This is a genomic window from Paenibacillus vortex V453, assembly GCF_000193415.1.
Classification (GTDB): domain Bacteria; phylum Bacillota; class Bacilli; order Paenibacillales; family Paenibacillaceae; genus Paenibacillus_AQ; species Paenibacillus_AQ glucanolyticus.
On sequence record NZ_ADHJ01000053.1, the window covers coordinates 45,954 to 64,083 of the forward strand.

An 18,130-nucleotide genomic window follows, 5' to 3' on the forward strand; every position below is an offset into this window, starting at 1 on the left:
CGGTTCGATCTCTATCTATACAGTTTACAACACGACCGCGCTGTGTTCCAAGCTCTCAATGTACTTCTCGGCATCCATAGCTGCCATACAGCCGCTTCCTGCTGCCGTGATCGCTTGTCTGTAACGGGTATCCTGCACGTCACCGCAAGCAAATACGCCTTGGATATTCGTCTCGGAGGTTCCTGGCGTAGTTACGATATAACCGTTAGGGTCGGTCGTAATGCTTCCGCCCAGGAAGCCTGTGTTCGGGTGATGACCGATTGCTACAAACACACCGCTTACGGCGATCGTCTCTTCTTCACCCGTTTCGTTATTGAGCACCTTAATCCCTTTAACACCGGACTCGTCTGCGATGACTTCTTGTGGTGTACGGTTCAGTGCCCATTCGATTTTCTCGTTAGCACGGGCACGGTCCTGCATGATTTTTGAGGCACGCATCTCTTCGCGGCGATGCACCAGCGTCACCTTGGACGCAAAGCGGGTCAGGAAGTTCGCTTCTTCCAGCGCGGAATCTCCGCCCCCAACGACAACAATCTCTTTGCCGCGGAAGAAGAATCCGTCACATGTTGCGCAGGTGCTTACACCGCGTCCCACGTTGTCCTGTTCTCCTGGAATTCCGAGATACTTTGCAGTTGCACCTGTAGAAATGATCAAGGTTTCGGCAACAACCTCACCTAAACCGTCCACATCCAGCTTGAACGGGCGCTCCCCGAACTCAACGCTGTTTACCCAGCCTGTACGAAATTCTGCACCAAAGCGTTCAGCCTGCTGACGCATATTGTCCATCAGTTCAGGACCCATGATGCCTTCGGGAAAACCCGGAAAATTCTCAACTTCAGTAGTGGTTGTGAGCTGTCCGCCAGGTTGCGGACCTTCAATGACGAGCGGGCTCAGATTCGCCCGAGCCAGATAAATTGCAGCCGTCAGACCCGCAGGGCCTGTGCCGATAATAACGGATTTGTACATATGATTTCCCTCCTATATCTGCAACGCTTAATTATAATCATTATAAATTAATATTTATTATGGTTATATCGGAGCCGTATGTCAATATGCCGCCTCACAGCCCAGAGGAAATATTATTTACCTATTCTTCATGATCGGAAAATAAACCAACATATGGAGTGAACTGCATCCTCTTACTTTAAGCGCGTTATCTGCCTTTTGCTATGGAAGCGCTTGCTTCAAGGTTGATTGTACCTACAGAGGAGGTTATATAAATTTCAGCCTATGAACAGACTCCATCCCGCTCTTATATCGGAAGGAAGATGAATTTTTGATGAAAAAAAATGACAGCTATGGCCATTCGTATTCTTCTCGTCCCGGACAAAGTAATCCCCTTCTTCTCCACGCAGGAAAAGAGGGGGAATTTGTTACATGATCAATTGTGCCGCTTCACCTAATTATTTATCGATTAAGGTTTGGAGCGCAGCAGGCGAAGTCCGTTCAGGATGACCAGAATGGTGCTTCCCTCGTGACCGATAACCCCGAGCGGCAGCGCAACACCTTCGATGAAATTGGCTGTAATCAGCGTCAAGATGACGGTGATGGCAAATATCATATTCTGCTTCACGATGCGTTGTACCCGGCGTGCCACCTTAACTGTGCCGGCAATTTCATCGATATTGTCATTCATCAGCACCGCATCTGCTACCTCCAGCGCCGTGCCGCTACCCGAGATACCCATGCCGATCCCGACGGTTGCAGTAGCCAGTGCCGGTGCATCATTAACACCGTCTCCTACCATAACCACATGACCGTAACGGGCACGCAGTTCTTTAATGTGTGTAACTTTATCTTCAGGCAGCAGGTCGGAGAACACCATATCCACGCCGCTTTGCTTCGCAATCACTTGCGCCGTAGCCTTCCGGTCTCCTGTCAGCATCGCCACCTTGATGCCCAACTGCTGCAGCTGCTTAACCGCCATGGCCGCCTGCGGACGGACCGCATCCTGCAGAGCGATCATGCCCGCGATGCTGTCTCCCCTCAAGATAACGGATACCGTCTTGCCCTCGGATTCCAGGGTGCTGCGGATAGACAGCCAGTGCTGGCGATTCACCTCAGATTCAGACAAGCTGTCCTGTTCGATTGAACCGGTAATTTCTTGTGCATCCCCAGCGACTTCATCCAAAATATCGCTTTTCCCTATTTTCCAAGTGACGCCATCAACATCGGCCTGCATGCCCCAGCCTGTTATAGACTGACCGTTCTCAACCTGCTGCAGCAAAGCGCCCTCCTTCTCGGCCGATTGGACAATCGCCAATGCCAGCGGATGCTTCGACATTCTTTCAATAGAGGCACTGATGCCAAGCAATTCCTGGCGATCCCATCCCTCTCCTGCTATAAAATCCGTAACCTCAGGTGTACCGAGCGTCAATGTACCAGTCTTATCAAAAGCTACAACCGCCGTGCGTGCCATATTCTCAATATGGGCGCCGCCTTTGAACAGTACGCCTTTTCTGGCTCGATTGGAAATCGCCGACAGCATCGCAGGCATAATCGAGGACACCAGCGCGCATGGGGAAGCCACAACAAGGAACACCATCGCTTTATAAAAAGTAGTATCCCAATCCCACCCAAGGACGGGAGTTGCCAGAACGATCAGCGCCACGGTTGCCATGACAACGATACGTGCGTATATCGATTCAAACCGCTTGATAAACCGTTGTGATTCCGGCACTTCGTTTTCCGCTTCTTCCACAAGCCGGATGATCTTGGCGAATAACGTGGATTCTGCCGATTGCGTCACCTCGATATACAGCACCCCTTCACCATTCAGCGTTCCGGTGAACACCTCATCGCCCACGACTTTATCAACGGGTACGGATTCACCGGTAATCGACGCCTGGTTAACAGAGGAGCTGCCACGATAAATCTTGCCGTCCGCCGGAATCAGCTCGCCCGGCTTCACCAGAATCATGTCCCCAATCTCCAGCTTGCCGATCGATACCGACACCATCTCCCCCTTCTCAATTCGAAGCGCCGTCTCCGGCTGCAGCTCCATCAAGGAAGAGATATCCTTACGGCTTCGTTCCATCGTATAACTCTCAAGCGCTCCGCTAAGTGCAAAGATAAAGATCAGCATCGCCCCTTCATTCCAGTATCCGATGGCCGCTGCCCCCATAGCGGCAGCAATCATCAGCAGGTTTACATCGAGATCGCGTTCCTTCAGAAGGGTCTCGACTCCCTCCTTCGCTTTCACCCATCCGCCTACGGCATAGGATATTACATATAACACAACCGAGAGCGGCTCTGACCATTGGCTCGTAAGCCAAGCCACCAGCATCAGCATACCGCTGCCCAGCGCAGCTACCACCTCCGAATTGCTCAGCAGGCTGCGTAAATCCCACTTGCCCGGCTGCCGCGGCTCACGCGGATCGGCCCCGTTTTCTATGGATGATATGCGTCCAGTCGACGTTTGATTTTGTATCCATTGCATTACAATCACCTTCCTAATTGAGAATGAGATCCATTATTACTACCCTTAAAATGACACATGCTGCCCCGGCTTCGCCGGAGCAGCATGCTAAATGAGAATGAGAATCATTTTTGAACTTATACAATTTATTTTCCCTAATACAACTTTATAAGTATCATACTCACATCCCCATCATTTGTAAACCCATTTTTTAACCATTTTCTAAAAATATAAAAAACACCGACACGGTGCTCCGTTTTTTACCCCGATGAACTCTTATCTGCTAAACAAAAAGAGGCCCTGCGGTCTCGCCGCAGGGCCTCCTCTATGTGTAACTTCCATTTAAAGCGCTCTCATACTGATACAATTAATCCATGATGGGTGAACATCTGCGACGCATTTCCAATCTCGCGCCTGTTATTCGAATGGCTGCAAGCTCAGAAGGCTGACAGCATACCTCGTGTATGCCTTGCCGGTAAACCATCCGCAAATCCGTGGCTCCTACCCCATTGATCCGAAGCGTTAACTGCGGTTTCGTGCGTTTTATTCGATTGATCATATCCGAGAACACCGAGACCTTATCCCTCGACTCCACTGATGGCCCCGAATCCTCCAGCCTCTCCGAATCCAATACAATCACATCAGCCAAGCGGGCAATCTCAGCCGCTGCCGATGGGTTCATCCCTTCTCCAAGCAGTGCCCCATAGCGAATACGAACAAATCGCTTCTGGTCCATAAGGGTCTGCTCTGCCACCTCTTCCATAAAATTATGGATCGATATAAACTCATCCGCATGAGCTGGACGTACAGCCAGCAGCTCCAATTGACAGTCCACGCCTTCCTCACTGCACTGCTCCATGGATCGGAAGAGGGACTCCAGCTGTGCATCCTGCGCCTCGCGTAATTCCAGCATACTGGACAGCCTGGAGTCAAGAAGCAGGCTGACTGCACATCGGGCTCCATTCGCGGCTTGGAATATGGACACCCAATATGACGTCCATAACATAATCAGTCTCCGCCTTAACAGCGCGCTTTTCTCCGCACTGCGTGAATTCAACCAGGCCGAGTATACCTCCTGCAGCAGACCTTGCTTCAGGGCATCTTCACCGCGTATTAATCCGATCCCCTGAGCCCCTTGCTTGAGATCACGCGTAATGGATTCAGGATCTGTGGATCGGCTCATGACTTTCAGTCTTCGGTTCCGGTCACTCCACCCCAGCAGACGGCTCAAGGAAGGTCTGTCCGTGCCGTTATGCCGAATACCCGAAACCCTGAGAGCTTCTTCAATATCGTCAGGCGATGCCAACAGCAGTAACACCTCCTCGTGAGTGACTCCTCCTGCCATTGCAAAATGCTTCAGCAGATCCGTCTCGGGAGAATTTTCACTTGCCGTGCTGTCCCCTGCTTCGATGAACGCTTCATCTTCCCATAGACGCTCTCCCAATTCACTGCCAGCTCCCCATTGCCTTTCCGTCATGGTTATCCTTCTACTCCCTTTCACGTTGAATTGGATAAACGCCTCCTTACAGACTATTATGAAACAATTGGAAATATACAGTGCACCGCATGAACGATGGATAAAAAATATCGAGATGAAGGGAAACGGTACCTCTGTTCCTTTTTCAGACTGTCAGGCCGATGGGATGGATAGGGGATACGTAACGCGAATTTATCTTCGGTTTACGGATACGATGAAATCATTATAATGGAGGAATGGATCGAAACCGGTATGATTACGTAAAGGAGAGATGAGATGCATATGAGAACCGACTATGATTATTGGGTGCCGATTAGCGTACCGGAAGCCGTAAAGATTTTTGCCGCCATTCCTGCTCGTTGGCACATCGCCGGCGGTTGGGCTTTAGATTTATATGTAGGAGAGCAGACCAGGGAGCACAGCGATATTGATATCTTCATCCTTCGTGAAGAGCAAACCGTTATTTACACCGAATTAACCCAAGAATGGACGCTATACAAAGCTGATCAAGGAACCTTATCTCTATGGGAGAAAGGCGAATATCTGCATGCCGTTGGGGATGTATGGGTAAGCAAGAATCATGAAGCCCCTTTTTCATTCCAGATGATGCTGGTTGAGGCCGAGCAGGACAACTGGATATATGGAAGAGAACCTTCGATCCGAAGACCGCTCCCGGACATATTCTTAAAGACGGACCACGGAATCCCTTACCTGAGGCCAGAGATACAGCTCCTATACAAAGGGGGAAGCAAGAAGATTCGTGAAAAAGATGAAAGGGATCTTATCAGGGTACTGCCCTTACTTGACCCACAGGCTAAAGAATGGCTTATCTATGCGCTCCGTACACAGTTTCCAGAGGGACATCCCTGGATCGATTACATTCAATCATCGTTCTAGCCGCCGCCAAGCATTCCCCCTGGTCTCATAAAAAAGACTGCCCCGCGGTATCGTCGAAATCCCCGCAGAACAGCCACTATCATATAAATGCCTGATCAGGCTATCGGATTCATGTTCAGTCCCTTTCGCGTTCACGCTCATACACAAGATCCAAAAATCCGTCCTCATCCGGCTCCTCTTCCTCCTGTACATAACCCAGAGCTGAGAAACAAGCCAAACACGGCTTATTATCTTCCTCGATGCTGGCCACCCATTTTGCCACGGCTTGCAGTTCGGGGCGTTTCATTACTTCGCTGATCAATGCCTTGCCGTATCCTTGATAGCGGAGTGTTGGATTGGTAATGATCCCGATATAAGCGGATTCGTTGTCCCGTTCTATAATGACCGTTCCAATCGGTTGTTCGCCTATATAAGCCAGCCATGTAAAGTACATATCGTTTTGTGACGTATTCTCATACCACTCTCCCAGAGGGAGCATGCCGTCCATTCTCTTCAGCACTTCCGCATCCTCGAGCCATAGCTCCAAGAGCGGCAAATCATCCTTTTGCAGACGTTCCCAACGCTCGAATTCGATCAACATAACAACCTCATTTCATATGATGATAGATTCCATTATAATCCTTTTTGATCATGATAAGGGAATACAGGTCAATTAATTTTTTGTAGGAGACGGAGAAGTCATGATGCTGATAGATCATTGACTTTTCAATGAAACGTTCCTGATCCTGCTTGGGAAAATAGATGGAAATCCCTTTGGCCTTCGGATGCTCAGGTGTCTTCATATGATAGATAACGGCATCCTCTATCGCTTCCTGAATGGTATGGGTTTCTTGCATACAACCGAAGCTGCGGCCGAAATGACCGGATAAATCGGCCAGATCCACCATATCTGTTTCCTCCGCGTAATCTTCGCAACGGGTTCTGTCATTTCTCATGAGATCAAACGAATCCTCACTGGCAATACGCTCCAACAATACTTGGCTCCACGCCTCCACGGCATGAACAATCCGCTCTGCCTTATCCAGCCGGATGACCCCTTGCTGCAAATCCTGCAGCTCGCCATGTTCCCTGGAATGGAGCCGATAGCTGTTTACGATAATCTCCCCCAGTTTGGGAGCGGTCAACGCAGGCATTTGGCGCAGCGATTCAATAATCGTCTTGTAATCCCAGCCGTTATGATTCGTATAATCAACAGAAGCCACCAAATACTCCGCATAATGCCTGAGCGCATATACGATTTCCAGCCCGGCCATATTGCAGGCATCAAAGCCTATGATTCGGAATGTCGTCTGCGTAACTTGATAGGCTCGCTGCAAAGCATTTTGCAAAGTGACAAGTTTCATTTTATGATTCCCGTGATGCTCATCACCGCCAAAGCCGTCAATAGGGCCAAGTCCGTGTCCCCATAAAATCAGAACATAGTTCTCTGCCGGATACTGCTGAATGCCCCAGGTTATAAAATCGCCGAGGGTTTCTGCCATATCCATGTTCGCGTTCCCCGTTTCCTGCAGCAGCTGCAAATGACCGCGTTGTACCAGCCAACGGCACTTGCGATCCGAGGGAATGAAATCCAGTCCCCATTTCTTGGCTCCTCCGGTTTCCAGCACGATATGTATACCCCAGGAAGAGCCAATCTCCATCATCTCCCTGATATCACCGCTTGCCATCTCATAGTTGGTTTCCAGATCGGAGCCCACCATATAGATCAGCACGGTGTAACGGGCCTTTAATTTGGGAAACAACCTTGTATGCATGGCAGAGAGCATAGCCGAAGGGTTACTGATTATGCCCCGCTTCTTGATATTTGGATGCTTGCATGTCGTATAACTCTGCATATACGCCTCCACGTTTCATCAGAGTAAGATGATCTCCGGTCTCCAGCACGTTTCCTTCTTGAAGAAGAACGATATGATCCGCTAATCTTGCCGTGCTCAAACGGTGCGAAATAATAACGACTGTCTTGTTCTGTCCTAATTGCTTCAATCGTCTCATGACTTCGTGCTCCATATACGGGTCCAGAGCCGAGGTGGGCTCGTCAAATACTAAGACTTGCGCGGATTGATCTCTCATATAAGCGCGCGCCATCGCAACGCGCTGCCATTGGCCACCGGACAGCGGAGTACCGCCAAAAAAGCGTCCGAGCTCCGTCTCGTAGCCTTGCGGCAGCTTGGCAGCAATTCCGTCAGCTCCGCCAAGCACGGCTGACCTCATCACAGCGTCCATATCCTTGTAATGCTCCATATCTCCTACTGCAATGTTGGTATTCATCGTTGCTTCATAGCGGACAAAGTCTTGAAATACGGCTGTTGCGTTGGAACGGAATGCGTCCATATCATAAGCTTCCAGGGGCATGCCATTGTAATAGATCGAACCGCTGTCTGCGTGCAGCATCCGAAGCAGCAATTTAACCAGTGTGCTTTTCCCGGCCCCATTGTCGCCGACAAGCACAGTAACCTTGCCGTGGGGTAACATTAAATGATCGATGTTTAGAATTTCCCGCTGACCTTTATACGAGAATTTTACCTGTTCCAGTACAAAGCCCTGATGAATGCGTGCCGGGACCGGCAAGCTCCCGGATGTTTTCGGACTCTGGAATGACAAGAACTCCGCCATATTGCGGAGATTGACCATCTCGCGCGCCCCGATAGCAAATACAGCGAATAACTCGTTAATCCCTTCCCTGAGCTGGTACAGTGCTCCGATGAATAATAACAGTGCTCCAACAGCAATTCCTCCGGATGATGCCTGGCTTACAATAAGTAGAAGCACCATGCCGCTGACGGCAGCTTCAGCGATTCCCCAGCCCATATTGTGGAGCGTCCATTTTCTTTGATCACCGGACAGCATCTTTATCAGTTCATGGGAAGCATCCTTGTATTTCTTCTTGAAGAATGAAGTGAGACCATACATTTTCACCTCGTTTGCCAATTCGTGACTGAGAGGAATGCTCATGTAATATTCGGATCGGCGCCTCAATTCCTGAACCTCGGCCCTGCCCTCAAACGTAACGTTGTTCAGCTTGGCCTCTGCAAAAACTCTGGGAAGTGCCATAATTACAAACAAGACAGGGGCTAATGGAAAGACCGTCCATATCAGGATGGTTCCACCAATGATTTGAACAAGACCACCAAATGTATTGGAGGTCATATCCAGCCATAACTCCGTAACATAATCGTTGTGGCGTATCACTTTGATTTTGTTATAGAAGTTTTGATCATCAAACGGAGCGATATCCTCGAACTCATTTGCCTTTTCCATCAGGAGTTCATCGATGTGCTTCTGAATCTGAACGGTGAGTAATTTCTTGTTCATCTCCACGATCGGCTCCAGCACTTCAACCAGAATGGTAAGAATCACAAACAGCACGACCATCCAGAAGAACAGACCCCGTTCGGAAAAGGCGCTGTAATCCCGTATCAAACCATCGATGACCATGGCGCTTAACCACACAAGAAGCGGACCCAGCGTAGACTCCATTAATCTGACCGACAGCACAAAGATAGCCCGCCGCGGATTAGCGCGGTACATCAGCTTAATTCCCCACCAAGCGTAGCTAGCTGTCTTTTTCAGCTCCGGCATGTTCAAATGCTTCAGCCTGAATTTTGTACATTTTTGCATACTCGCCACCCAGTTCCATTAACTGATTATGAGTTCCTTCTTCTATGATTCTCCCATCCTGCAACACAAGAATTCGAGAAGCCATCCTCACCGTACTGAAGCGATGGGAGATGAGCAGCACGGATTTGCCCTCCGCCAGCTTGCGGAAGCTGTTAAATAGCTCGTATTCGGCCCTTACATCAAGGGAAGCTGTGGGTTCATCCAGGATGATGAAGTCCGCATCGCGATACATCGATCTGGCAATGGCAAGCCGCTGCCATTGACCGCCCGACAAATCCTCGCCTCCCCATTCAGGTCCTAATAACGTATCATAGGCATTCGGCAAATCCTGAATGAATGATTGGGCTTGTGCGAGTGTCACAGCTTCATCCATCTTCTTCAAGTCCTGCTGATCCACATTCGCAATCGCTACATTCTCTCTAACCGTCAACCCGTATTTGCCGTAATCCTGGAATACAACCGAAATGCGTTTGCGTAATTCCCCGATATCCAGCGTTCGGATATCACGCCCATTCATCCGGATAAAACCGCCCGTTAACTCATAGAATCTGCACAATAGCTTAACAATGGTTGTTTTCCCAGAACCATTGGCCCCCACTAACGCCACGCATTCGCCTGGAGCGATGGTGAAGCTGATTCCATTCAATATGTATTCCCTGTCCGGACGTTCCTGTTCAGTGTCTTCAGACTCTTCTCCGGCCCCATCCTCCATATAGACGTCATACGAGTTATCGTCCATGTCTTCATCGAAGTCAGGCTCATCTTCGTCCGTGTCATCTTCGTCCTCGTCTTCATTTGCTTCCGCATCCTGTTCATATTTAAAAACGACGTTGTTAAACTCAATGGTCATCGGACTACCATACACATCTTTCACCGGATTCGGATCTTGATGGATATCGGGTTCCGCCTCGATAAACAGACGGAAATCATGCCCCATACGCCAAAGCTCAAGCGCATTTACGCCATCGTTGCTGGTCTCCCGCAGTTCCTTCGATAGTTGGAAGATGGCTAGCAGGTAAAGCGCGATATCCCCCATCGAAACCGAGCCGCTGCTGATTTGATTCACGATCCAAAAATACCCGAGTCCGGCCACTCCCCCGGATAACAATCCTGTCAGGACCGAGCCGCGGACAAACCTTTTTTGCAGGTGCTCAAAACGAAGGAACAATCGTTCAAACTTCTTACGATAAAGCTGCAAAAAAAACGGACCCAGCCCAAACAGCCGAATCTCCTTGGCGGCGCGGCGCCCGAGCAGCTGTTCGCGAGCGTAATTCATACGGCGGCGATCTTCAGTGGACGATTTATCATATTCCCAATCCATCTCGGCATACCGATTCTGCTTGAGGGCGTGGGGAATTGTGCTGAGCAGAAGCACGATCGCTAACATCAAGGACAAATTCCCAACCAGCAACAACAATGCTGATAAGGGACACAAGACCCGTCATGAAGCTTGCGCTTAATGCAATGATCTGGGCAGGCAGCCAGTTGGCCGAATCCTGCAGCGCCTCCAGACGGTTGCGGTACTTCTTCTGATCGTACAGTTTCATACCCGGGACCTTCTCCCAAGCGTCCAGAAGAAGCAGATTGATGGCGAGCATGGAGCGTTCGGCCAGGATTTTGGATATCCATTTCTGCACAGACAACAATAACACCATGAATACCATGGAAATGGCATACGCCCATGCCCAGATCATGCTGATTCGCCCGTTTCCAACCGTAACATGATCAATGATTTGCTTGGAAGCAAGCAGTTGAAGTGCAGGGATTAGTCCTTGCACAAACATGGCTGCAAAAAGAAGCACGACCAATAACGGTCCTGATCTCCATATCATGCTCCCTATCAGTCGAATCGTCCTCATCTGGGAGATGGCCTCTTGCCACCTGCTCTGCCACCCATGTTGCCCCTTGGCTTGCTCTTGCCACATTTTCATATCAGACACCTGTCATGAAGCTATGATTCTTAATTTCTTTAAACTGTTGAAGCTCGCCAACGATTTCAATATCGGCCAGCCATCTTGGACTGCGCGGCTTTGCCCTTTCCAGGACGGCTGCCTTGCCCTTGCTCATTTCCCTGAGCCAAATTTCCATGGAGATGACCATACGTAAATATTGATAGGACATTCCCAGATCATTATTCGTGTCCGACACCCGAATCAATGTTCCAAGCAGGTGCTCCCAAAATTTATGCTTGTTAATCACCTCAAGCTGATGAAGCAGGACCTCCTCTGAGCGGTCAAATAGCTGCAGCAGATTACTGCGTTCATTGAGCAAGCTCTTTCTTGCCATATGCGCATAGGACGTTTTGGTGACCCGATTATGCAAATAGGTCGGCAAAATATCTGTAAATGCCTTTCTTATCAGCATTTTGGTTCCATAATAATTATCCACTTCGCCTCTAAGCACATCATAATGCTGCTCTGTCGGCACCGAGAAGGAGAGTTCCATCATTCTGCGATCAAAAAAAGGATGCATGCTCTGCATGGATACCCCAACCGCGTCCAAATAACTGGCCCTGGGCCAGGTGTAGTCATAGTGGTACCTTTTCCCCCAATATTTGAAGGGCTTACTCTGTTTATATCGCATATAATCATCGCGTTGAGCGCTGCGTTCCCTGGCCATATGGGCTTGCGTAAAATACTCCGGCATTTCATATTCGGAGTCTGACCAAGCCAATTTGTAATACATCCTGTCGTTAACAACCGGAATAAACGGGGCTAATCCGTAAGCGGCTCCCAGTTGAATTGCCTTTCCCAGCTTCTGATCAGACCAGGCCCACAGCGTATGGAGCATCTCCTTCCATTTCCGCTGCCTGATCAACGAATCGAGCACATACTCTTCGCCGGTAAATAAAAAATCCCCGCCTTCACCCGTCAACCCGGCGTCCGTTCCGAATTCGTTGGCAATGGCGGTGTACATTTCATTAATTAACACGTTAGCCCGCGGATCAGGCCCGTCCAGAAACCACAGAGGATCCCGTCCTAATTCGGCATTCGGCATCTTCAACGTGTTATCTCCAAGAATGATGATGGAGGGCATCTGTAAATCCTGAAACAATCTCCGCACAAGATCCATGTCATTGCTCTGTACCATATCCTCACCGGAAAAGGAAATATTCACGCCTAAAACCCGCTCCTTATGCCCACCCGCAATGGCTGCGGCAAGCACAGCTGCAGAGTCCAATCCACCGCTAACCTCCACAATCGATGTTGAATGATGCAAACGATCGCCCACAGCCTCTATCATGGCATTCCGGAACATGGGAGCTGCATCCTGTTGAATATTTTCCAAGTTGAGCAGGTTGTGCATTCCCCAATATGTATTCAAAGTCCATCTTCCGTTGTTCCATCTTGCAATCGTTGCCGCGGGTATCTTGCAGATTCCCTTAAAGAACGTATTCGCTTCGAAATTATTCTCGCCGACAGCATATTGGGAGCTTAAGTACAGCAGGCAACGTTCGTAGTCTATATCAAACGGGATATGGTGAACATGGAGCAGTGCTCTGAGGTCGCTTGAGACAAACAATTCCTGCTCAGGACTAATCCAGTAATAGATAGGCCTTGATCCATAAACATCACTGCCGATGCATAACGTCTCTCGTTCCCGGTCCCATACGGATAATGTAAAATCCCCCGAGCTGGATTGCATCATTCCTTCCGGATGCTGGTTAAAGGTCTGCAGCAGCTGATGTCTTGTGCCCATAGGCATATGGTCTCCCCATATCTGACCGCACTGTGCATGCTTCAGCCATCCATCGAGGACACAGGCGGCCCCCAAACCCTCTTCACGAGTCTTTCTTCCATGCCTCTCATACCGATACTGAAACTCCGCCATCCTCACCGGTCCGTCACAGCCTGATGCATAGGTGGTCATCGTGTCTTTGAGCCATTCGGCTAAATTGCTCGTCCACTGACTCCATGCCGCATCGTTTCCAGAACACATCGCTATCCATATTTTCATATAACGGAAGCGGCCCACCTTTCTGCTTCATCTTTCAATTTCAGCACTCGAATGATTTGCAGATCCCCATATTTGTTTTGCGGGTCTATCATGCTGCCGTCAGGCAGCTTCACCCAGGCATGGGCAAACAATTTCTCATCTATTTTCTTCACCCCGATGTGCAGCTCAGCCTGAATACCCGAACAGAACAATATCGCTTGCGCCGTGGCAGCCACGGACACGCAAGTCGCTACGACTTGGTCCTCTTCATCCAGGGTAATCAAATACCGCCCCAGCTCATCAAGCCTCTTCGAGGAGACGGACACTTCCTTGCGGCGAATGGCATTCTCAAAAAAAGGAAACAACTGCACAGCAAGCTGTCGATAGGATTGCAAGAAATCGCCGTCTTTGAGAGCACTGCGGATCAGGGAGTGAATGACCAAGGCGTATAATTTATCGTCTGATTTTCTTCGGAAGTTCATCATGTGTCTACCACAACCAAACGTTTTGCCGTCAGCTCCTCCAAGGATTGGGTTAATAGAGAATTCAGCTCGTCTTCCGCTTGATCATAAATCGTCTTCCATTTTTCCAGAATGGCGGAAGTCGTGACCGGACCTTGCGACAGCTCATTCCATAGCGCCATTGCCGCTCCCTCCAATCCGAAGTATTTCCCTTGATTCATATCCAAAAGAACAACCTCTTGGTCATGTACCGTCGTATAAACCTCTTCTTTTTGACTTATCATCATAAGGAACTCACCTCAACAAGCTTTAAATTAGACAATGAGAGAGTGAACGTCACTCTCTCATTGTTTTCAAGCCTTATCCTTTTTTCACGCCAAGGCCGTTCTTTCCATCACCTGGCTTGTTCTTCTTGGCAAGCGTCAGATTCATAAAAGTGCCGTATTCTTTGATTTGACCAGCTTGAAGTTTCATGAGTCTTTCCTCCTTTCCTAATCTATTCATAAAGTGAAGTTTACAATTATTAGAATAACAAACCATTCTATTATTTCTAATCCGTGAGTTTTAATCGTGGAATCCAACCGGATTGACCAGGTCGAGCATGGACATTATGCTAAAAACCCCCTAAATAAAATTCAGGGGGATAAGACCTAATATATTGAAAGCGGAATAGAATTGGGATCGGATTTCGTCAAACAACAGCAGTCCTTTTTTGTTGGCAACTTGCGCAGCTTCCCTGCGATTTTTGACCTGAAGCTTGCGGTTGATGCTTGTCACATGGTTATCAATCGTTTTTTCTTCAATATTCAGAATACGATGAATTTCAGACGTTGTCTTTCCTTGATAGACGTAACACAGAATTTTTCTTTCTTGCGGGGTAAGAAGTTTGCTCCATAGTTCTTTTCTCTGTCGTTGGAATTCCCTTCGGATCGCTTGTGCCGATGTATGGTGAATGCCCAATGTATTCGCATGCGCTTCTCTGATGAGTTTCGTTATTGCACGACTGCAAACAGCCGATTTGACAACATAATTCACAGCTCCGTGCAGATAGGCATCCCAGATAACGCGATCTTCCTCCACCGAGGACAGCACAATTATTTTAATGTTATCATTAATATCGATAATGCTATCGATTGCTTTGAGCACTTCCATATCATTATCAGCATTCATGTTTATAACAATGACTTCCACTTCCAAGCACTTGATCATCTGCAGTTCGATCTCATTCCCGGAAAGAACGCCGATCAGTACAATATCCCTCGATTGTTCAATTGTAAGTTTTATGCCATCGATCCACTCGGGATCATCTTCGATAAGCAGGGTTCGTATCTTCATGATGGTTCACCTCTTCTAATTTATATGATTTTGAAATTCGATAGCGACACTCTCAATATATAAAATAATTTCCATGTAAGTATATATTTGTAATTCTCATTTCATCATAACATCAATATGACATGTCATCAATCCATTCCGGACAATCGGCGCTCTGACCGTCTCCCCCATCGGCATTGACTCTCCTGACTTTTCTCCCTATCCGGCAGGTCATTCTAGAGATAAAAACAACAAAAAGGCACCTTCCTTCAAAAAGGAAAGTGCCTTTGATTCTATTATAAGGTGGTATTAACAACCTCTACTTCTGGCTTGCCGCAATGGCTTGCTCCAGATCATAAAGAATATCGTCAATGGATTCGGTTCCGATGGACAGACGCAGCAGTTCCGGATTCACGCCCGCTGTCAGCTGCTCGTCTTCGGTCAGCTGTTGGTGCGTGGTGCTGGCCGGATGAATAATAAGAGACTTGGAGTCGCCAACGTTGGCAAGGTGGGAGAACAGCTTCACATTCTCGATCACCTTCTGCCCTGCTTCAGCTCCACCCTTGATACCGAAGGTCAGAATGGCGCCTTGGCCCTTTGGCAGGTACTTCTGCGCCAGCTCGTATGACGGATGACTCGGCAGCCCTGCATAGCTCACCCATTCCACCGCCTCGTGACTCTCCAAATACTTGGCAACCTTCAGCGCATTCTTGCTATGCCGCTCAACGCGAAGATGCAGTGTTTCCAAACCTTGCAGCAGCAGCCAGGAATTAAATGGGGAGAGGGATGCGCCGATATCCCGCAGCAGCTGGACACGCGCTTTAATAATATAAGCGATCGGGCCTACGGCCTCCGTATACACAACGCCATGATAGCTTGGGTCCGGCTCCGTAAGCCCAGGGAACTTGTCGTTTGCCGTCCAATCGAATTTACCGCTATCAACAATAACCCCGCCGATGGAAGTACCGTGACCGCCAATAAATTTGGTGGCCGAATGAACAACGATATCCGCTCCAAATTCAATCGGACGCAGCAAGTACGGGCTTGGGAAGGTATTATCCACAATCAGCGGAATACCGTTCTCGTGCGCAATGGCAGCCACGGCTTCCACGTCCAGCACGTTTCCTTGCGGATTGCCAATCGTTTCTGCAAACAATGCCTTGGTCTTGCCATTGATGGCCTTACGGAAATTCTCCGGATCCGTGGAATCCACAAAGTGCACCTTGATGCCCAGCTTCGCCAGCGTATTGGAAAATAAATTATATGTGCCGCCATACAAACTGGAGGAGGAAACAATTTCATCACCGGCACCCGCTATGTTCAGAACAGAGAACGTAATCGCTGCCTGCCCGGAAGATGTCGCCAGTGCACCGGCACCGCCTTCAAGCGCCGCAATCCGCTTCTCAAACACGTCCGTGGTCGGGTTCATAATACGTGTGTAAATATTGCCGAATTCTTTTAGTGCGAACAGATTAGCCGCATGCTCACTGTCTTTAAACCCGTAGGAAGTCGTCTGATACAGAGGCACAGCACGTGATAAGGTGGTCGGATCAAGCTCCTGACCGGCATGAACCGCTAAGGTTTCAATGGAAAATTGGCGTTCTTCTGACATGGGTGTTTCCTCCCTTTTCTTCATATGGAAAGTATTATGAATTCATAATTGCTCCCATTCTCTCATACTTTCCATCGTTTGAAAAGAGCGATAACCAACTAATTTCATCGGAATATAATAAATTATTTCGATCACCTATGTGGGCTTCCATCATTCCTTCTCTTTCTTATAAGACCTTGCCCCATCCGTATCCTGCCTCGGGAGACGTATCTTCCGGCATGCCGGGCAGAATCAGACCGCCGTCGATACGGAGATTAATCCCGGTAATATAGGATGCCGCATCCGAACACAGCCAAGCGATTGCTTCACCGATATCCGATGGCGTACCTAACCGTCCCAGAGGGATTTTATTACCCAGCGGCTCATCCTCTGCCGACTGTCCCGGCTTATGGACAGTCGCGCCCGGAGCGACGCAGTTGACGCGGATGCCGTGCGGCGCCCACTCCAGCGCCAGCGATTGCGCCGCACGTATGAGCGCTGCCTTCATGCCGCCGTAGATGCTGTCCTTGGGGTAGGCCCTCTCCCCGCGGGAAGAGGTAATGAAAATAACATTCCCCGGGATCTCCTGTGCCATCATTTCCCTGACAGCATATTTGCTGAGCAGCATCGGCGCTCTGAAATCAAGATGAACGGTCATGTCCAGCGCATCCTCCTCAAGCTCCGTCAGCTCGTCATAAATGCCGATCCCCGCATTGTTCACCAGCAGATCAATCCGGCCAAACTCTTCAACCGTCTTGCGGATCGTGTTCTCCGCTTCACTGCGGACGGTGAGGTCGCTTTGAATAATGAGCGGCTCCTTGCCATAGATGTGGCCGATATCCTCTGCTACGTCCAAGATGCCGTCTTTGCTTGAATTGTATGTCATCGCCAGCCGGTAACCTTTCTCAGCCAGTACCTTGGCAATCCCTCTTCCGATTCCTGCACCTGCTCCTGTAACTAACGCCACCTTCTCCAAGCCTTGATTACCTACGGTTCCCATCACGTTCTCTCCCTTCAGATTTCATCCTCTCATGCCACGGTGGCTTGCCGTGGATTAAACAATGATGCTCATCATGCCTAACCTTCCTTACCCTGTTCTGAGAGGGATGATTGCTTTTCCGAGATAAAATCCGAATGAAGAGCCATTCGATTCCCTGAATAGTTGATCATGATTCCCGTACAGTAGTGCTATTTGCACGCATTGAAGAGTTGCTCCCCGAAGTCAAGGGGTCGATCAAGAAGCGTATAACACCAACATGTCCTTTCAGGAAGCACAGCTGCATTACAGTACGCAAGGATGGCTTTGGCCTTCCTGCATGGTTGCCTCATGACACTATACTGAAGGCACCGGGACCATAAAGCGTCCAAATGAATTGTCGCTGATGGATGAAACGCAAAAAAATCATCGCCCTTTTTGG

16 protein-coding genes and 1 pseudogene are annotated in these 18,130 nt (G+C 49.0%); 2 read left to right on the forward strand and 15 right to left on the reverse strand.

What is annotated here, in order from left to right; all coding sequences use genetic code 11:
• Positions 1–24 precede the first annotated feature (24 nt).
• From trxB to PVOR_RS26975, 3 genes are all read right to left on the reverse strand, one after another.
• A complete protein-coding gene (trxB, locus tag PVOR_RS26965; RefSeq protein ID WP_006212731.1) occupies positions 25–966 on the reverse strand; it encodes a thioredoxin-disulfide reductase in 942 nt (313 codons plus the stop codon).
• Between the two features lie 448 nt (positions 967–1,414).
• The gene (locus PVOR_RS26970; protein WP_006212732.1) at positions 1,415–3,439 is read right to left on the reverse strand and encodes a heavy metal translocating P-type ATPase; all 2,025 of its coding nucleotides are present in this window, start codon (positions 3,437–3,439) and stop codon (positions 1,415–1,417) included.
• Positions 3,440–3,785: 346 nt separating this feature from the next.
• Positions 3,786–4,895 carry a hypothetical protein gene (locus PVOR_RS26975; protein ID WP_006212733.1) on the reverse strand — a complete coding sequence of 370 codons (1,110 nt, stop codon included), beginning with the start codon at positions 4,893–4,895 and terminating at the stop codon, positions 3,786–3,788.
• A 282-nt stretch (positions 4,896–5,177) separates the two neighbouring features.
• Here PVOR_RS26975 and PVOR_RS26980 point away from each other — a divergent pair, with 282 nt between their 5' ends.
• Positions 5,178–5,792 (forward strand): nucleotidyltransferase domain-containing protein, encoded by a 615-nt coding sequence (locus PVOR_RS26980; RefSeq protein WP_006212734.1) that lies wholly within the window; start codon positions 5,178–5,180, stop codon positions 5,790–5,792.
• Between the two features lie 115 nt (positions 5,793–5,907).
• Here the strand turns inward: PVOR_RS26980 and PVOR_RS26985 are convergent, their stop codons facing one another.
• The 12 genes from PVOR_RS26985 to PVOR_RS27035 form a co-directional block, all read right to left on the reverse strand.
• A complete protein-coding gene (locus tag PVOR_RS26985; protein ID WP_006212735.1) occupies positions 5,908–6,372 on the reverse strand; it encodes a GNAT family N-acetyltransferase in 465 nt (154 codons plus the stop codon).
• 7 nt (positions 6,373–6,379) lie between these two features.
• Positions 6,380–7,546 (reverse strand): clostripain-related cysteine peptidase, encoded by a 1,167-nt coding sequence (locus PVOR_RS26990; RefSeq protein WP_160164039.1) that lies wholly within the window; start codon positions 7,544–7,546, stop codon positions 6,380–6,382.
• A gap of 22 nt (positions 7,547–7,568) precedes the next feature.
• A complete protein-coding gene (locus PVOR_RS26995) occupies positions 7,569–9,371 on the reverse strand; it encodes an ABC transporter ATP-binding protein (protein ID WP_006212737.1) in 1,803 nt (600 codons plus the stop codon).
• The gene (locus PVOR_RS29400; protein ID WP_083811737.1) at positions 9,346–10,797 is read right to left on the reverse strand and encodes an ABC transporter ATP-binding protein; all 1,452 of its coding nucleotides are present in this window, start codon (positions 10,795–10,797) and stop codon (positions 9,346–9,348) included. Before PVOR_RS29400 ends, PVOR_RS26995 begins: the two co-directional genes overlap by 26 nt.
• Positions 10,715–11,341, reverse strand: a complete 627-nt coding sequence (locus PVOR_RS27005) for an ABC transporter ATP-binding protein (protein ID WP_040681057.1) — start codon at positions 11,339–11,341, stop codon at positions 10,715–10,717. Before PVOR_RS27005 ends, PVOR_RS29400 begins: the two co-directional genes overlap by 83 nt.
• A gap of 1 nt (position 11,342) precedes the next feature.
• Positions 11,343–13,367: an asparagine synthase-related protein gene (locus tag PVOR_RS27010; RefSeq protein WP_006212738.1), complete on the reverse strand. Its 2,025-nt coding sequence runs from the start codon at positions 13,365–13,367 to the stop codon at positions 11,343–11,345.
• Positions 13,364–13,831: a lasso peptide biosynthesis B2 protein gene (locus tag PVOR_RS27015; protein WP_006212739.1), complete on the reverse strand. Its 468-nt coding sequence runs from the start codon at positions 13,829–13,831 to the stop codon at positions 13,364–13,366. The genes PVOR_RS27010 and PVOR_RS27015 overlap by 4 nt, the downstream gene beginning before the upstream one ends.
• Positions 13,828–14,094, reverse strand: coding sequence for a PqqD family protein (locus tag PVOR_RS27020; protein WP_006212740.1), 267 nt, complete (start codon positions 14,092–14,094; stop codon positions 13,828–13,830). Before PVOR_RS27020 ends, PVOR_RS27015 begins: the two co-directional genes overlap by 4 nt.
• Positions 14,095–14,167: 73 nt before the next feature.
• Complete coding sequence (locus PVOR_RS33190; RefSeq protein ID WP_006212741.1) at positions 14,168–14,281, reverse strand: lariocidin family lasso peptide; 114 nt, start codon at positions 14,279–14,281, stop codon at positions 14,168–14,170.
• A gap of 150 nt (positions 14,282–14,431) precedes the next feature.
• Positions 14,432–15,142: a response regulator transcription factor gene (locus tag PVOR_RS27025; RefSeq protein ID WP_006212742.1), complete on the reverse strand. Its 711-nt coding sequence runs from the start codon at positions 15,140–15,142 to the stop codon at positions 14,432–14,434.
• Between the two features lie 298 nt (positions 15,143–15,440).
• On the reverse strand, positions 15,441–16,733 hold the full coding sequence (locus PVOR_RS27030; protein WP_006212743.1) for a homocysteine synthase: 1,293 nt from the start codon (positions 16,731–16,733) through the stop codon (positions 15,441–15,443).
• Between the two features lie 166 nt (positions 16,734–16,899).
• Positions 16,900–17,712: an SDR family NAD(P)-dependent oxidoreductase gene (locus PVOR_RS27035; protein ID WP_006212744.1), complete on the reverse strand. Its 813-nt coding sequence runs from the start codon at positions 17,710–17,712 to the stop codon at positions 16,900–16,902.
• Between the two features lie 232 nt (positions 17,713–17,944).
• On the opposite strand from PVOR_RS27035, the pseudogene PVOR_RS32410 reads away from it, so the two are divergent.
• Positions 17,945–18,043: pseudogene (locus PVOR_RS32410) on the forward strand (DUF3949 domain-containing protein); the annotation flags it as partial.
• Between the last annotated feature and the right edge of the window lie 87 nt (positions 18,044–18,130).

Excerpts from the sequence above, each read along its gene's own strand:
- trxB (WP_006212731.1), bottom strand. The coding sequence starts at position 966 with ATGTACAAATCCGTTATTATCGGCACAGGCCCTGCGGGTCTGACGGCT.
- PVOR_RS26970 (WP_006212732.1), bottom strand. The coding sequence starts at position 3,439 with ATGCAATGGATACAAAATCAAACGTCGACTGGACGCATATCATCCATA.
- PVOR_RS26975 (WP_006212733.1), bottom strand. The coding sequence starts at position 4,895 with ATGACGGAAAGGCAATGGGGAGCTGGCAGTGAATTGGGAGAGCGTCTA.
- PVOR_RS26980 (WP_006212734.1), top strand. The coding sequence starts at position 5,178 with ATGAGAACCGACTATGATTATTGGGTGCCGATTAGCGTACCGGAAGCC.
- PVOR_RS26985 (WP_006212735.1), bottom strand. The coding sequence starts at position 6,372 with ATGTTGATCGAATTCGAGCGTTGGGAACGTCTGCAAAAGGATGATTTG.
- PVOR_RS26990 (WP_160164039.1), bottom strand. The coding sequence starts at position 7,546 with ATGCATACAAGGTTGTTTCCCAAATTAAAGGCCCGTTACACCGTGCTG.
- PVOR_RS26995 (WP_006212737.1), bottom strand. The coding sequence starts at position 9,371 with ATGCCGGAGCTGAAAAAGACAGCTAGCTACGCTTGGTGGGGAATTAAG.
- PVOR_RS29400 (WP_083811737.1), bottom strand. The coding sequence starts at position 10,797 with ATGTTAGCGATCGTGCTTCTGCTCAGCACAATTCCCCACGCCCTCAAG.
- PVOR_RS27005 (WP_040681057.1), bottom strand. The coding sequence starts at position 11,341 with ATGAAAATGTGGCAAGAGCAAGCCAAGGGGCAACATGGGTGGCAGAGC.
- PVOR_RS27010 (WP_006212738.1), bottom strand. The coding sequence starts at position 13,367 with ATGAAAATATGGATAGCGATGTGTTCTGGAAACGATGCGGCATGGAGT.
- PVOR_RS27015 (WP_006212739.1), bottom strand. The coding sequence starts at position 13,831 with ATGATGAACTTCCGAAGAAAATCAGACGATAAATTATACGCCTTGGTC.
- PVOR_RS27020 (WP_006212740.1), bottom strand. The coding sequence starts at position 14,094 with ATGATGATAAGTCAAAAAGAAGAGGTTTATACGACGGTACATGACCAA.
- PVOR_RS33190 (WP_006212741.1), bottom strand. The coding sequence starts at position 14,281 with ATGAAACTTCAAGCTGGTCAAATCAAAGAATACGGCACTTTTATGAAT.
- PVOR_RS27025 (WP_006212742.1), bottom strand. The coding sequence starts at position 15,142 with ATGAAGATACGAACCCTGCTTATCGAAGATGATCCCGAGTGGATCGAT.
- PVOR_RS27030 (WP_006212743.1), bottom strand. The coding sequence starts at position 16,733 with ATGTCAGAAGAACGCCAATTTTCCATTGAAACCTTAGCGGTTCATGCC.
- PVOR_RS27035 (WP_006212744.1), bottom strand. The coding sequence starts at position 17,712 with ATGGGAACCGTAGGTAATCAAGGCTTGGAGAAGGTGGCGTTAGTTACA.